The sequence below is a fragment of the Methylobacterium sp. Leaf111 genome, assembly GCF_001423285.1.
Lineage (GTDB): Bacteria > Pseudomonadota > Alphaproteobacteria > Rhizobiales > Beijerinckiaceae > Methylobacterium.
Window position 1 is genome coordinate 23021 of sequence record NZ_LMNE01000021.1, and the last position, 13584, is coordinate 36604.

A 13584-nucleotide genomic window follows, 5' to 3' on the forward strand; every position below is an offset into this window, starting at 1 on the left:
GGTCGCGAGCCTTCGGCGCGCGACTGGGTCGCGCGTCGTGACGGTCGTCCATACCCTGGCCGAACTCGGCTGGTCCGCCTTCTTCGCGGACCAGTGCCGGCCCGACGAGGCGGCCCTCGTGCCCCAGCGCGTCGCCACCGTGCACCGCGCCCGCATGGGCGCCCTCGCGGAGGCGGGGCCGCTCAAACTCATGCTGCCGGTCCACACCAACACCGGCGACTACGCGGTCGGCGACTGGGTCCTGGTCGAGGCCGGGACGCAGATGCTGCGCCGACGCCTAGACCGTCGCACCGTGCTGGAGCGGCGGCGGGAAGGGAGCGCCACGCCGCAGCTCGCGGCGGCCAATGTCGACGCGCTCTTCATCGTCACGTCCTGCAATTTGGACTTCAATCCGACGCGGCTGGAGCGCTACCTTGCCCTCGCCAACCAGGGTGGCGCCGAGCCGGTCATCGTCCTGACCAAAGCGGATGTCTGCGAGGATGCGGAGCGCTATCGCCGCGAAGCCGAGGCCCTGCAGCGCGATCTCGCCGTGGTGCTGGTGAACCCCCGCGAATCTGGAGCAGCGGCGCGGCTCGGCCCCTGGTGCGGCCCCGGCCGCACCGTGGCGGTGGTCGGCTCTTCGGGGGTCGGCAAGTCGACCCTCGTGAACACCCTGGCGGGCCCGGGCCACGCGGCGCCGCAGGCGACGGGGGGCATTCGGGAGCACGATGCGAAGGGCCGGCACACCACGACGAGCCGCTCGCTCCATGCCATCGCGGGCGGCGGCTGGGTGATCGACACGCCCGGGATCCGCTCGCTCCAGCTCGGAGATGCGGCCGAGGGGATCGACACCCTGTTCGCCGAGATCACCGAGCTGGCTCCCGCGTGCCGCTTCCGAGACTGCACCCATGCCCACGAGCCCGGCTGCGCCGTGCAGGACGCGGTGGCCGAGGGACGCCTCGACCCGGAACGGGTGGCGCGCTGGCGCATCCTGCGGGCCGAGAACCGGGGCAACACGGTGGTGCCCACTGGCCCCCGCGGCAACAAGCGGCGCTGACCGCCGAACCTCAGATCCCGCCGCCCGCGACCTCGCGGGCGACGGCGCGGCGGCCGATATCGCGCCGGCAGAAGCCCTCTGGCCAGTCGATCCGGGCCACCGCCGCGTAGGCGCGTGCCTGGGCCTCCATCATGCTCTCGCCCAGGGCCGTGACGGCGAGCACCCGGCCCCCGTCGGCGAGCAGGCGCCCACCCTCGGCGCGGGTGCCGGCCTGGAACACCAGGACCTCGTCGCTCACGCCCGCGGCCTCGATCCCGCGGATCTCCGAGCCGCGCAGAAACGCTCCGGGATAGCCGGCCGCCGCCATGACCACCGTGAGCGCGGCACGCCGCTCGTCGAATTCTAGGCTGATCCCGGATACGTCGCCCTCGCAGGCCGCCAGCAACGCCGGTACGAGATCGGAGGCGAGGCGCGGCATCAGCACCTGGGCCTCCGGGTCGCCGAAGCGGGTGTTGTACTCGATCAGCTTCGGCCCGTCGGCGGTGAGCATCAGCCCGGCATAGAGGATGCCGGTGAAGGGGATGCCCCGCGCACGCATGCCGTCGAGCGTCGGAGCGATGATGGTCTCCATCACCTCCCGCTCCAGGGCCGGGGTCAGGATGGTTGCGGGCGAGTAGGCGCCCATGCCGCCCGTATTGGGACCGCGGTCGCCGTCGAAGACACGCTTGTGGTCCTGGGCCGTGCCCACCGGGACCGCGCGGGTGCCGTCACACAGGGCGAAGAAGCTCGCCTCCTCGCCGAACAGGCATTCCTCGATGACGATCTCGGCGCCGGGCTCCTCGAACAGGGCCCGCACGGCGCTCTCCGCCTGCTCGCGGGTCTCGGCCACGACCACACCCTTGCCGGCAGCCAGACCGTCGGCCTTCACCACGATGGGGGCGCCCTGCGCGGCGAGGTAGGCCAGGGCCGGCTCGAGGGTTTGGAAGCGCGCGAAGGCGGCGGTGGGGATGCCGACTGCGGCGCACAGGTCCTTGGTGAAGCCCTTGGAGCCCTCGAGCTGGGCGGCGGCCTTCGTCGGGCCGAACACCCGGACGCCCGCAGCCTGCAGGTCGTCGACGAGGCCCGCCACCAGGGGGGCCTCGGGCCCGACCACCACGAGGCCGATGCGTTCGCCCGAACAGAAGGCCCGTACGGCGGCATGGTCGGACACGTCGAGCTCCGGGCGGTTCTCGCCGAAGGCGGCCGTGCCGGGATTGCCCGGTGCGGTGAACAGGCGGGTGCAGAGGGGGCTCTTGGCGAGGGCGAAGGCGAGGGCGTGCTCGCGCCCGCCCGAACCGATGAGGAGGATGTTCATGAGGGGTGATGTTCCCCAAAAGCCGTTCGTTGAAAAGTCCGATTCGCCGTCGACACTCGCGCTGTGCACGGGAAGCGGTCCGCGAACCGGGTTCGGCCTCCGTGTGTTCTCGGACTTTCCGCATGGAACGAACCGCTTCGGACGACGTTGTGAGGATTATGCCAGGCTGTCGCAAATCCGTTCCGTTTTTGGTGGCGCCGACTCCTTCCCGGAGTGTCAGCCTCGCGCATTACCTCACGCACGGACGCGTTCCCGTGCGCGCCTGCAACGACAACGGCAACCTCGACAATCTGCCGATCTGGCGCATGGCCCTGGCGATCTGCGCCGTGCCCGTGGCATCCGTGCTGGTCATCCTCTCCATCCTGATGTGATGCGCCGGGTGTGACTTGGAGCGGCGCGGCCGATCCCTTTACCTGAGGCGACGCCGGCCCTAGCGTCCGCCGCCATGGCCGTTCCTCCTCCGCCCGCCAAAGCCGCCTCCGGATCCGGACCCGTCTCCAACGTGCCGGAATGGTCCGTCGGAGACCTTGCCTCCGCGCTGAAACGTACGCTGGAGGATGCCTTCGGTCACGTCCGCCTGCGCGGGGAGATCTCGGGCTTTCGCGGCCAGCACAGCTCCGGCCACGCCTACTTCTCGCTCAAGGACGGCAGCGCCCGGATCGACGCGGTGGTCTGGAAGGGCACCTTCAACCGCCTGCGCCAGCGGCCTCAGGAAGGGCTCGAAGTGGTCGCCACCGGGCGGATCACGACCTTCCCGGGCAAGTCCTCGTACCAGATCGTCATCGAGACCCTGGAACCCGCCGGCGTCGGGGCCTGGATGGCGCTGTTGGACGAGCGCAAGCGCGTGCTCGCCGCCGAGGGCCTGTTCGCGCCCGAGCGCAAGCGGCCGATCCCGTACCTGCCGCGCGTGGTCGGCGTGGTGACCTCGCCCACCGGCGCCGTCATCCGCGACATCCTGCACCGGCTCGCGGACCGCTTCGCCCGGCCGGTCCTGGTCTGGCCCGTGCGGGTTCAGGGGGAGGGAGCGGCCGAGGAGATCGCGGGGGCGATCCGGGGCTTCAATGCGCTGGCGCCCGGCGGCGCGATTCCCCGGCCCGACGTCCTCATCGTGGCGCGGGGTGGCGGCTCGATCGAAGATCTCTGGGCCTTCAACGAGGAATGCGTGGTGCGGGCGGCCGCGGACTCGACGATCCCGCTGATCTCCGCGGTGGGCCATGAGACCGACACCACCCTGATCGACTTCGTCTCCGACCGCCGGGCTCCGACCCCGACGGGGGCCGCCGAGATGGCGGTTCCGGTGCGGGCCGACCTCGTCGCCGCAGTGGTCGATCTCGGACGGCGCCAGCGTGAGGCGGTCCAGCGTCGCCTCGACCGGGAGCGCAGCGACCTGCGCGCCCTGGTGCGGGCGATGCCGGACGTCGACGCCTTCCTGGCGGCCAAGCGCCAGCGCCTCGACCTCGCCGAAGCACGGCTCGGCCCGGCGCTGGCCGGCAACGCCCGGGTGTTCCGGCTGCGCGTCTCGCACCTCGTCGAGCGCTTCGCCCGGCATCCGCCCACCCTGGCCCTCGCCCAGGCGCGGGGACGCGTCGCCCGCATCGGCGACCGTCCCGGCGCGGCCCTGCGCCACGACATGGCGCGCAAGGGGGAGGGGCTGTCCTATCTCGGTCGCCGCCTCGTCATCGCCCGGGCGGGAACGGTGAGCCGCGCGCGGGCGGAGCAGGTCCGCAGCCGCGATCGCCTCGACGCCCTGCAGGCGCGGCTGGTCCGGGCCGGGATCCGCTCGACGGAGCGCCGCGCCGACCGCCTGGCAGGCCTCTCCGGCCTCCTCGGCTCGCTCGGCTACCGGGCCGTCCTGGCCCGCGGCTACGCCCTGGTGCGCGACGCCGACGGGCGGGCGATCCGCGCGGCGGCGCAGGCCGCGCCGCACATGACCCTGGAATTCACAGACGGTTTCGTCGAGGTCGCGCCGCGCGACGCCGCGGCCCCCGCCGCGGCGGCTCCCCCGAAGGCCGCGCGGAAGAAGGGCGCCCCGACCAAGACCGCCCCAACGAAGACCCCCGCGACCAAGGAGGCAACCAAGACCGCCCCGACGACGGCCGCGCGGACGGCGCCGCCGGCGGACGTCCCGGCGCCCCCGGCCCGGCAGGGAAGCCTGTTCGACCTCTGAGGACCGGTTGCCGGGCGGCAACGCCTGTGCACCGTGGCCGGCGGGGAGGGGGCCTGCGTGTTGCGCGGCACGCGGATCGGGTTGACGAACCCGGCGGCGTTTGCGACCGCACCGGCGGCACGCCTCGTGCCTTCCGGGATGGCGCCGGATCCGGGCGGAAGGAGATGCGGGAATGACGACGACGATCGACAGCGCACAGAGACTGCATCTCGTCTTCGGGGGCGAATTGGAGAGTCTCGACGGCGTGAATTTCCGCGACGTCAAGGATCTCGACATCGTCGGCATCTTTCCGGACTACGCCTCGGCCCAGACCGCCTGGAAGGCCAAGGCACAGTCGACGGTTGACAGCGCCCAGACGCGCTACTTCATCGTGCATCTGCACCGGCTGCTCGAGCCCTGATGTGCGAAACCTGACTTCGGAACGGACGTGAAGGCATTGTGACGCCGGGGTTGCGGCTGTTATGCAGCGCCGCAACGACGGCCTCAACCTCGGCACGGGCTCGGCCCTCCAGGATCGCGAGATGAAGACCCCGGCATGAAGTCCTCGATCAAGATCATCGCCGGCAACGCGAGCCGCCCCCTGGCCGAGGCCATCGCGGCCTACCTCGAATTGCCCTTGGCCAAGTGCATGGTGCGGCGCTTCGCCGACATGGAGATCTTCGTCGAACTCCAGGAGAACGTGCGCGGCGAGGACGTGTTCATCGTCCAGTCGACCTCGTTCCCGGCCAACGATCACCTGATGGAACTGCTCATCATGATCGACGCCGCGCGCCGCTCCTCGGCGCGGCGCATCACCGCCGTGATCCCGTATTTCGGCTATGCCCGCCAGGACCGGCGCACCTCGGGCCGCACCCCGATCTCCGCCAAGCTCGTGGCCAACCTCATCACCGAGGCCGGGGCCGACCGCGTGATGACCCTCGATCTCCATGCCGGGCAGATCCAGGGCTTCTTCGACATCCCGACCGACAACCTGTTCGCCGCCCCCGTGATGGTGCGCGACATCAAGGAGCGCCTCGACCCCCGGGACTGGATGGTGGTGTCGCCGGATGTCGGCGGCGTCGTCCGCGCCCGTGCCATCGCCAAGCGCATCGACGCGACCCTGGCCATCGTCGACAAGCGCCGCGAGCGTCCGGGCGAGTCCGAGGTGATGAACATCATCGGCGAGGTCGAGGGACGCTCCTGCATCCTCGTCGACGACATCGTGGATTCCGGCGGCACCCTGGTGAACGCCGCCGAGGCCCTCCTGAACGCCGGCGCCAAGGACGTCTCCGCCTACATCACGCACGGGGTGCTCTCGGGCGGCGCGGTCTCCCGCATCGCCGCCTCGCGGATGAAGGAGCTCGTCATCACCGACTCGATCCAGCCGACCCAGGCGGTCAAGCTCGCCCGCAACATCCGGGTCGCCACCATCGCGCCGCTCCTGGGCGAGGCCATCGGACGGACGGCGACGGAATCCAGCGTGTCGAGCCTCTTCACCTGACGCGCGCGTCCCGGATGTCCGGGACCAGCGGATCGCAATTGCGCTGACCCCATCGGAACCTGTATAGACGGCGCTTCCCTATTGCAGCGTTGAGACGGGATGCTGCCGGCCAGTCGAGGCCGGAGCGAGCGACGCCCTGTCGGCGGCGCCCCGGACCCGTCCCGCACGAACCAGTTGGAGTAGCCCGATGTCGCAAGGCCCGCTGATGCCGAAGGCCACCGCCGTATGGCTGGTGGAGAACACCTCGCTGGCCTTCGAGCAGATCGCCGATTTCTGCAAGCTGCACCCCCTCGAGGTAAAGGGGATCGCCGATGGCGAGGTCGCCGCGGGCATCAAGGGCCTCGATCCGATCACCACCGGCCAGCTCACCCGCGACGAGATCGAGAAGGCGCAGAAGAGCCCCAACTACAAGCTCAAGGTCGCGGTCTCGAAGGTGAAGCTGCCCGAGGTCAAGCGCACCACCAAGGGGCCGCGCTACACGCCCCTCTCCCGCCGCCAGGACCGGCCGAACGCCATCCTCTGGCTGCTGCGCAACCACCCCGAACTCAAGGACGCGCAGATCATCCGCCTCGTCGGCACGACCAAGTCGACGATCCAGCAGATCCGCGAGCGCACCCACTGGAATTCCGGCTCCCTTCAGCCGATGGACCCGGTGACCCTCGGCCTCTGCACCCAGATCGACCTCGATTTCGAGGTTCAGCGCTCGGCCAAGGACCGTCCGGCCAACATGCCGGTGGATGGCGGCGCGACGCTGCTGCCGACCGAGGTGTCGACGGCCACGGACTACACCGAGGCCGACGCGCATCACCGCAGCGCCCGCGACGAGAAGCTCAACGCCGATTCGGTGTTCGCGAAGCTCAAGGGCATGCGCAGCACCGAGGACGACGACGAGGACTGAGGCGCCCCGCACGCGCCGCGCCGACTGATCCCCGTGGCCCCGCCGCGGGGATTTTTCGTTTCCGGGCTCCGGGGCGGAGGGCCGGCAGCCAGTTGCCGGATGGTCGGCAATCCGCTATGCAACCGGCGTTCTCCGAATGGATTCCACGAGGCTCGGCCGTCCCGCCGGGCCACGCTCCGTTTGGAGGATCGCTCTCGACCATCGTTTGAGAATGCGTCGGCCCTCCTCCGGGAGGTTGAGCCCGTCGGGTCCGTGACCCCGGGTGGCGACGTCGAGGGTGTCCCGTCACACGAGCCGCCGATGCCGGCCTCCCGATGAGGCCTGTCAGGAGACAGAATGACCGCTGGTAACGCCCTGCAGCGTAGCCCGAGCCGCGACGATTTCGCCGCTCTTCTCGAGGAGTCCTTCCTCGAACACGAGATCACCGAAGGGTCCGTCGTCAAGGGTCGCGTCGTCGCGATCGAGAAGGACGTGGCCGTCATCGACATCGGCGCCAAGACGGAAGGCCGTGTCGCCCTCAAGGAATTCAACGGCCCCGGCCGCGAAGGCGAACTGGCCGTCGGCGACGAGGTCGAGGTCTATGTCGACCGCATCGAGAATGCTCTCGGCGAGGCCGTCATCTCGCGCGACAAGGCGCGCCGCGAGGAGAGCTGGGTCAAGCTCGAGAAGGCCTTCGAGGCCAACGAGCGCGTCACCGGCGCGATCTTCAACCAGGTCAAGGGCGGCTACACCGTCGACCTCGACGGCGCCGTGGCGTTCCTGCCCCGCTCCCAGGTCGACATCCGCCCCGTGCGCGACGTCACCCCGCTGCTGGGCACCCCGCAGCCGTTCCAGATCCTCAAGATGGATCGCCGCCGCGGCAACATCGTCGTGTCGCGCCGCACCGTCCTCGAGGAGAGCCGCGCCGAGCAGCGCTCCGAGCTGGTGGCCAACCTCGAGGAAGGCCAGGTCATCGACGGCGTCGTCAAGAACATCACCGAGTACGGCGCCTTCGTCGATCTCGGCGGCATCGACGGCCTGCTCCACGTCACCGACATGGCGTGGCGCCGCGTGAACCACCCGTCCGAGGTCGTGACCATCGGCCAGACGGTCAAGGTCAAGATCATCAAGATCAACCACGAGACCCACCGCATCTCGCTCGGCATCAAGCAGCTGCTGGCCGATCCGTGGGAGGGCATCGCCCAGCGCTACCCGGTCGACGCCAAGCTCAAGGGCCGCGTGACCAACATCACCGACTACGGCGCCTTCGTGGAGCTGGAGCCGGGCATCGAAGGCCTGATCCACGTCTCCGAGATGTCCTGGACGAAGAAGAACGTCCACCCGGGCAAGATCGTCTCCACCTCGCAGGAAGTGGAAGTGCAGATCCTCGAGGTCGATCCGGTCAAGCGCCGCATCTCGCTCGGCCTCAAGCAGACCCTCCAGAACCCCTGGGAGGCCTTCGCCGAGCAGCATCCGGTGGGCTCCGAGGTCGAGGGCGAGGTCAAGAACAAGACCGAGTTCGGCCTGTTCATCGGCCTCGACGGCGATGTCGACGGCATGGTCCACCTGTCGGATCTCGACTGGAACCGTCCCGGCGAGCAGGTCATCGAGGAGTTCAAGAAGGGCGACATGCTGCGCGCCCAGGTTCTCGACGTCGACGTCGAGAAGGAGCGCATCTCGCTCGGCGTGAAGCAGCTCGGCGGCGACCCCTTCACGGAAGCCGGTGACCTCAAGAAGGGTCAGATCGTGACCTGCGAAGTGGTGGACGTGAAGGATTCGGGCGTCGACGTGAAGATCGTCGACACCGACCTGACGACCTTCATCCGCCGGGCCGAGCTCGCCCGCGACCGTGGCGACCAGCGCCCCGAGCGCTTCGCCGCCGGCGAGAAGTTCGATGCCCGCGTGATCCAGTTCGACCGCAAGGCGCGCCGCGTCCAGCTCTCGATCAAGGCCCTCGAGATGGCCGAAGAGAAGGAGGCGATGGCCCAGTTCGGTTCGACCGATTCGGGTGCCTCGCTCGGTGAGATCCTGGGCGCGGCCTTCAAGAAGGCCCGCACCAGCGACGACAAGGACGAGTCGCAGGACTGATCCGTCCCGCGTCTCCCCCGGTCCCTTGGGACCGGGGATCCTCGCAGACTCCATCGACGCCCGCGCGGGATCGCCTCCCGCGCGGGCGTTTTTTCGTGCGCGGACCCCGTTCCCCCGGAGCCGCGCGGAGCCGCCGCCAGCCCCTTGTCGGTCCGTGTCCGGCAAGGCTAGAACACGAGCCCGTGACGGATCGGGCGCGGCCTCACGCCGGAGGACGCGTGAGGCATCCAGGGCCGGGATGTGTCGAAGCCGATCGCTGCCAAAGGCCGATAGCTGCCAAAGGCTTGATGCAAATCGGCGGGGAGTGTGGGACAAGGTTCGGCGCGCAGGCGGAGGCCGGCGCGTACCGGCCGAGCGTTCGGACCCGGGCGCCCGGAACCGGGCGTCCGAAATTCGGCGTCCGGAAACATCAGCCGGCCGAGCCGGCACGTGAGGGAGCGTAACCAGCGCATGGCCGCGGATGCCGAACTTCTGATCGATCGCCGGCGCCTGCGCCGCAAGCTCTCCCTCTGGCGCGTCCTCGGGATCGGCGGTCTCGTGGTCGCGGTCGGCGCGGTCGGCCTGCGGGTCCGCAGCGGCGGCGAGGCCCTGGGCCTCGGCAGCGTCCGTCCGCAGATCGCCCGGATCTCGGTGGGCGGCTTCATCGCCGGCAGCGAATCCACCACCAAGCTGATCGCGCGCGTCCGCGACGCGAGCGCCGTTCAGGGCGTCGTGGTGTCGATCTCCTCGCCGGGCGGCACCACCACGGGCTCCGAGGAACTCTACCGCAACCTGCGGGCGCTCGCCGAGAAGAAGCCGATGGTGGCCTTCGTCGACGGCACCGCCGCCTCCGGTGCCTACATCGCGGCCATCGCCGCCGACCACATCGTCGCCCGCGAGACCGCGCTGGTCGGCTCCATCGGCGTCCTGTTCCAGTATCCGGACCTGTCGGGCCTCCTCGACAAGGTCGGGGTCAAGGTCGAATCCGTGAAGTCGGCCCCCCTCAAGGCCGAACCGTCGGGTTTCACGCCCACCTCGCCCGAGGCCCGCGCCGCCCTCGCGGCGGTCGTCGGCGACACCTATGCGTGGTTCAAGGGGCTCGTGGCCGACCGGCGCAAGATGACCGAGAAGGAACTCGCCACCGTCTCCGACGGCCGGGTGTTCAGCGGCCGCCAGAGCGTGCCCCTGAAGCTCGTCGACGGTCTCGGCGGCGAACGGCAGGCCATCGCCTGGCTCGAATCCGAGCGCGGCGTGGCCAAGGACCTGCCGGTGCTGGACTGGAAGCCGACGGCCAAGAGCGATTTTCGCCTGTGGTCCGCCCTCGGCCTCGGGGCCGACCTCGTCGGGCTCGACGGCGTCGCGGCGCGTCTGCGCCAGGTCGGCGACGAGACAGCGGGATTGGCCCAGGGCGGACTCCTGGTCCTCTGGCGGCCCGGGCCCGCGGACGCCGCCCGCTGAGGGTTCGCGCCACCCCATTCGTGCATGACTTCGTGAAGGCCCTCGCATGATCAAGTCGGAGCTCGTGCTCAAGATCGCCGAGCAGAACCCGCATCTCTACCAGCGGGACGTCGAGACCCTGGTGAACGCGATCCTGGACACCATCGCGGATGCCCTGGCCCGCGGCGACCGGGTCGAGCTGCGCGGCTTCGGGGCCTTCTCGGTGAAGCGCCGCGATGCGCGGCGCGGGCGCAACCCGCGGACGGGTGCGGCCGTTGCCGTCTCGGAAAAGGCCATCCCCGTGTTCAAGACGGGCAAGGAGATGCGCCTGCGCCTCAACGAGGCCGGCATCGGGGACGGCGCGGCCGCCGCGTCCTGATCCGCCCCGTCCCCAACGCTCGGAGTTCCTCTCGATGATCCGCTTCCTCAAGGGCTTGGTGCTGCTTCCCGTGGCGATCCTGGTGGTCGCCTTCGCGGTGGCCAACCGCGACGTGGTGCGGGTGTCCTTCGACCCCGTCTCGCCCGACACGCCGGTGTTCAGCGCGGCGCTGCCGCTCTACCTGCTGCTGTTCATCGCGGTGGCGATCGGCGTCCTTCTGGGCGGCTGCGGCGCCTGGCTCGGGCAGGCGGGCACCCGCCGCACCAGCGCCGCGCGCCGCCGCGAGATCCGCCGCTTGGAGAGCGAGACCGCCCGCCTGAAGACCTACGCGCCGGCGCCGACCAACGAGGGTCCGAACGGCATCTACCGCAACGCCCCCGACCGCGTCGCCCTGCCGGCGCCGCACTGAGGCCGGCGGCACGCCCCGAGCCGCGACCCCCATGGCGACCATCGCGATCAAGATCTGTGGGCTGAGTACGGCGGCGACCCTCGACGCCGCCCTGGAGGCCGGCGCCGATCTCGTCGGGTTCGTGCATTTCCCCAAGAGCCCCCGGCACGTGGACTTGGAGACCGGCCGTGCCCTCTCGGCGCGCGCGAAGGGCCGGACCGAGCGGGTGGTGCTCCTCGTCGACCCGGACGACGCTGCTTTGGCGGCCGCCGTCGCGGCCCTCGACCCCGAGTGGATCCAGCTCCACGGGCACGAGACGCAGGAGCGCGTCGCGGCCATCCGCGCCGTGACCGGTCGCCGGGTGATGAAGGCCATCGGCGTCGCCACCTCGGCGGATCTCGACGCGGTCCCCCTGTATACGGGGGTGGCCGACCGCATCCTCCTCGACGCGAAGGCGCCCCCGGAGGCCCTGCTGCCCGGCGGCAACGGCCATGCCTTCGACTGGGATCTCCTCGACGGCGCGGTCCTGCCGGCGGATTACATGCTCTCGGGCGGCCTCACCCCCGGCACCGTGGCGGCGGCGCTCGCCCGCACCGGCGCGCGCGCCGTCGACGTGTCCTCGGGCGTCGAGACCCGGCCGGGCGAGAAGTCGCCGGACCGGATCGCCGCCTTCATCGCGGCGGCCCGGGGCTGAGGGGGCAGGGGGATCCCGGCCGGGGACCCCTCGCTTTCCGCGCCCAAAGGCCCGGATTTCGCGATTCGACGCGTTGGCCGCATTGTCGCCGCCCCCCGCGCGGGTCTAGGCCTATCGACAAACGCAGAGCTGACAAGGACCATGCCCGTGACCATCGCTCCCCCTCCGAACTCGTTCCGCAACGGCCCGGACGAGCGCGGCCGCTTCGGCATCTTCGGCGGACGCTTCGTGGCCGAGACGCTGATGCCGCTGATCCTCGACCTGGAGGCCGCCTACACGGCCGCGAAGGCCGATCCGGCCTTCCAGGCGGAGATGAACAGCCACCTGACCCACTATGTCGGCCGGCCGAGCCCGCTCTACTACGCCGAGCGCCTGACGGAGCACCTGCGCGCGCAGGCCGCCCCGGGGCAGGGCGCGAAGATCTTCTTCAAGCGCGACGAGCTGAACCACACCGGCTCGCACAAGGTGAACAACGTGCTCGGACAGATCATGCTGGCCCGCCGCATGGGCAAGCCGCGCATCATCGCCGAGACCGGCGCCGGCCAGCACGGCGTCGCCACCGCCACCCTCTGCGCCCGCTTCGGCCTGAAATGCGTGGTCTACATGGGCGCCGTCGACGTGGCGCGGCAGGCGCCCAACGTGTTCCGCATGAAGATGCTGGGCGCCGAGGTGGTGCCGGTGCAGTCCGGCACCAAGACCCTCAAGGACGCGATGAACGAGGCCCTGCGCGACTGGGTCACCAACGTCGCCGACACCTTCTACTGCATCGGCACGGTGGCGGGCCCGCACCCCTACCCGGCGATGGTGCGCGACTTCCAGTCGATCATCGGCCGCGAGACGAAGCAGCAGATGCTGGAGATGGAGGGCCGCCTGCCGGATTCCCTCGTCGCCTGCATCGGCGGCGGGTCCAACGCCATGGGCCTGTTCCATCCCTTCCTCGACGATCCCGAGGTCGCGATGTACGGCGTCGAGGCGGCGGGACACGGCATTTCCAGCGGCCTGCACGCGGCCTCGCTGTCGGGCGGCAAGCCCGGCGTGCTCCACGGCAACCGCACCTACCTGCTCCAGGACGGCGACGGCCAGATCGCGGACGCGCACTCGATCTCGGCCGGCCTCGACTATCCGGGCATCGGCCCCGAGCACGCCTGGCTGCACGAGGCCGGCCGCGTCACCTACCTCTCGGCGACGGATCAGGAGGCGCTCGACGCCTTCAAGCAGTGCTCGATGCTGGAAGGCATCATCCCGGCCCTGGAGCCGGCCCACGCCCTCGCCAAGGTCGGGGAGCTGGCCCCGCAGAAGCCCCAGGATCACCTCCTCGTCGTCAACCTGTGCGGACGTGGCGACAAGGACATCCCCCAGGTCGCCGAGATCCTCGGCACCCGGCTCTGACCTTCACGCGGGGCCGGCCATTTTCCCCGGTCCGACCCCGTTGACACGTCACGGCGGGGTTCCCTATACCGCCGATCTCATCGCGGCCACGATCTTCGGCGGCCGCGGTTCGGCGGGGTAGCTCAGCTGGTTAGAGCAGAGGAATCATAATCCTTGTGTCGGGGGTTCAAATCCCTCCCTCGCTACCAAGATTTAAGCCTGCTAGGTCAATGACTTAGCAGGCTTTTTCTTTGCTCTTTGAGCAGCGCTGAAACGGCGTTAGACGTTAGCTCAGTGCTTGACCTGACCGGCTGGCTTTGGACCGGGCTGATTGAGAGGATCAGCCAGGATCGGAGGAGTCGGAAATGCGGCGAGGTCAGAAGACAAACGCGGAGCA

General features: G+C 70.2%; 12 protein-coding genes and 1 tRNA gene. 12 read left to right on the forward strand and 1 reads right to left on the reverse strand.

What is annotated here, in order from left to right:
* Positions 1–37: 37 nt before the first annotated feature.
* Positions 38–1036 (forward strand): ribosome small subunit-dependent GTPase A, encoded by a 999-nt coding sequence (gene rsgA / locus ASF41_RS12780; protein WP_056380965.1) that lies wholly within the window; start codon positions 38–40, stop codon positions 1034–1036.
* 10 nt (positions 1037–1046) lie between these two features.
* Here the strand turns inward: rsgA and purD are convergent, their stop codons facing one another.
* The gene (purD, locus tag ASF41_RS12785) at positions 1047–2330 is read right to left on the reverse strand and encodes a phosphoribosylamine--glycine ligase (RefSeq protein WP_056493685.1); all 1284 of its coding nucleotides are present in this window, start codon (positions 2328–2330) and stop codon (positions 1047–1049) included.
* 445 nt (positions 2331–2775) lie between these two features.
* Here purD and xseA point away from each other — a divergent pair, with 445 nt between their 5' ends.
* The 11 genes from xseA (at position 2776) to ASF41_RS12840 (ending at position 13396) form a co-directional block, all read left to right on the forward strand.
* Positions 2776–4497 (forward strand): exodeoxyribonuclease VII large subunit, encoded by a 1722-nt coding sequence (gene xseA, locus ASF41_RS12790; protein WP_082504340.1) that lies wholly within the window; start codon positions 2776–2778, stop codon positions 4495–4497.
* Between the two features lie 172 nt (positions 4498–4669).
* Complete coding sequence (locus ASF41_RS12795; protein WP_056212940.1) at positions 4670–4897, forward strand: DUF4170 domain-containing protein; 228 nt, start codon at positions 4670–4672, stop codon at positions 4895–4897.
* Positions 4898–5032: 135 nt separating this feature from the next.
* Entirely contained in the window at positions 5033–5977 is a 945-nt protein-coding gene (locus ASF41_RS12800) for a ribose-phosphate pyrophosphokinase (protein ID WP_055959118.1), read from the forward strand.
* Between the two features lie 187 nt (positions 5978–6164).
* Positions 6165–6875 (forward strand): DUF1013 domain-containing protein, encoded by a 711-nt coding sequence (locus tag ASF41_RS12805; RefSeq protein ID WP_056212942.1) that lies wholly within the window; start codon positions 6165–6167, stop codon positions 6873–6875.
* A 336-nt stretch (positions 6876–7211) separates the two neighbouring features.
* Positions 7212–8942: a 30S ribosomal protein S1 gene (rpsA, locus tag ASF41_RS12810; protein ID WP_056212944.1), complete on the forward strand. Its 1731-nt coding sequence runs from the start codon at positions 7212–7214 to the stop codon at positions 8940–8942.
* 450 nt (positions 8943–9392) lie between these two features.
* Complete coding sequence (gene sppA, locus ASF41_RS12815) at positions 9393–10379, forward strand: signal peptide peptidase SppA (protein ID WP_056212946.1); 987 nt, start codon at positions 9393–9395, stop codon at positions 10377–10379.
* Positions 10380–10425: 46 nt separating this feature from the next.
* Positions 10426–10737, forward strand: a complete 312-nt coding sequence (ihfB, locus tag ASF41_RS12820; protein WP_056212948.1) for an integration host factor subunit beta — start codon at positions 10426–10428, stop codon at positions 10735–10737.
* A 34-nt stretch (positions 10738–10771) separates the two neighbouring features.
* Positions 10772–11146, forward strand: coding sequence for a lipopolysaccharide assembly protein LapA domain-containing protein (locus ASF41_RS12825; RefSeq protein ID WP_056493691.1), 375 nt, complete (start codon positions 10772–10774; stop codon positions 11144–11146).
* Between the two features lie 31 nt (positions 11147–11177).
* Positions 11178–11819, forward strand: a complete 642-nt coding sequence (locus ASF41_RS12830) for a phosphoribosylanthranilate isomerase (protein ID WP_056493693.1) — start codon at positions 11178–11180, stop codon at positions 11817–11819.
* Positions 11820–11966: 147 nt separating this feature from the next.
* On the forward strand, positions 11967–13208 hold the full coding sequence (gene trpB / locus ASF41_RS12835) for a tryptophan synthase subunit beta (RefSeq protein WP_056271872.1): 1242 nt from the start codon (positions 11967–11969) through the stop codon (positions 13206–13208).
* A 111-nt stretch (positions 13209–13319) separates the two neighbouring features.
* Positions 13320–13396, forward strand: a tRNA-Met gene (locus ASF41_RS12840).
* Positions 13397–13584: the final 188 nt, after the last annotated feature.

Bases quoted from the DNA above. Each gene is read 5' to 3' on its own strand.
- sppA (WP_056212946.1), top strand. From the start codon at position 9,393: ATGGCCGCGGATGCCGAACTTCTGATCGATCGCCGGCGCCTGCGCCGC.
- ASF41_RS12800 (WP_055959118.1), top strand. From the start codon at position 5,033: ATGAAGTCCTCGATCAAGATCATCGCCGGCAACGCGAGCCGCCCCCTG.
- ASF41_RS12830 (WP_056493693.1), top strand. From the start codon at position 11,178: ATGGCGACCATCGCGATCAAGATCTGTGGGCTGAGTACGGCGGCGACC.
- xseA (WP_082504340.1), top strand. From the start codon at position 2,776: ATGGCCGTTCCTCCTCCGCCCGCCAAAGCCGCCTCCGGATCCGGACCC.
- ASF41_RS12795 (WP_056212940.1), top strand. From the start codon at position 4,670: ATGACGACGACGATCGACAGCGCACAGAGACTGCATCTCGTCTTCGGG.
- ASF41_RS12825 (WP_056493691.1), top strand. From the start codon at position 10,772: ATGATCCGCTTCCTCAAGGGCTTGGTGCTGCTTCCCGTGGCGATCCTG.
- ASF41_RS12805 (WP_056212942.1), top strand. From the start codon at position 6,165: ATGTCGCAAGGCCCGCTGATGCCGAAGGCCACCGCCGTATGGCTGGTG.
- rpsA (WP_056212944.1), top strand. From the start codon at position 7,212: ATGACCGCTGGTAACGCCCTGCAGCGTAGCCCGAGCCGCGACGATTTC.
- purD (WP_056493685.1), bottom strand. From the start codon at position 2,330: ATGAACATCCTCCTCATCGGTTCGGGCGGGCGCGAGCACGCCCTCGCC.
- ihfB (WP_056212948.1), top strand. From the start codon at position 10,426: ATGATCAAGTCGGAGCTCGTGCTCAAGATCGCCGAGCAGAACCCGCAT.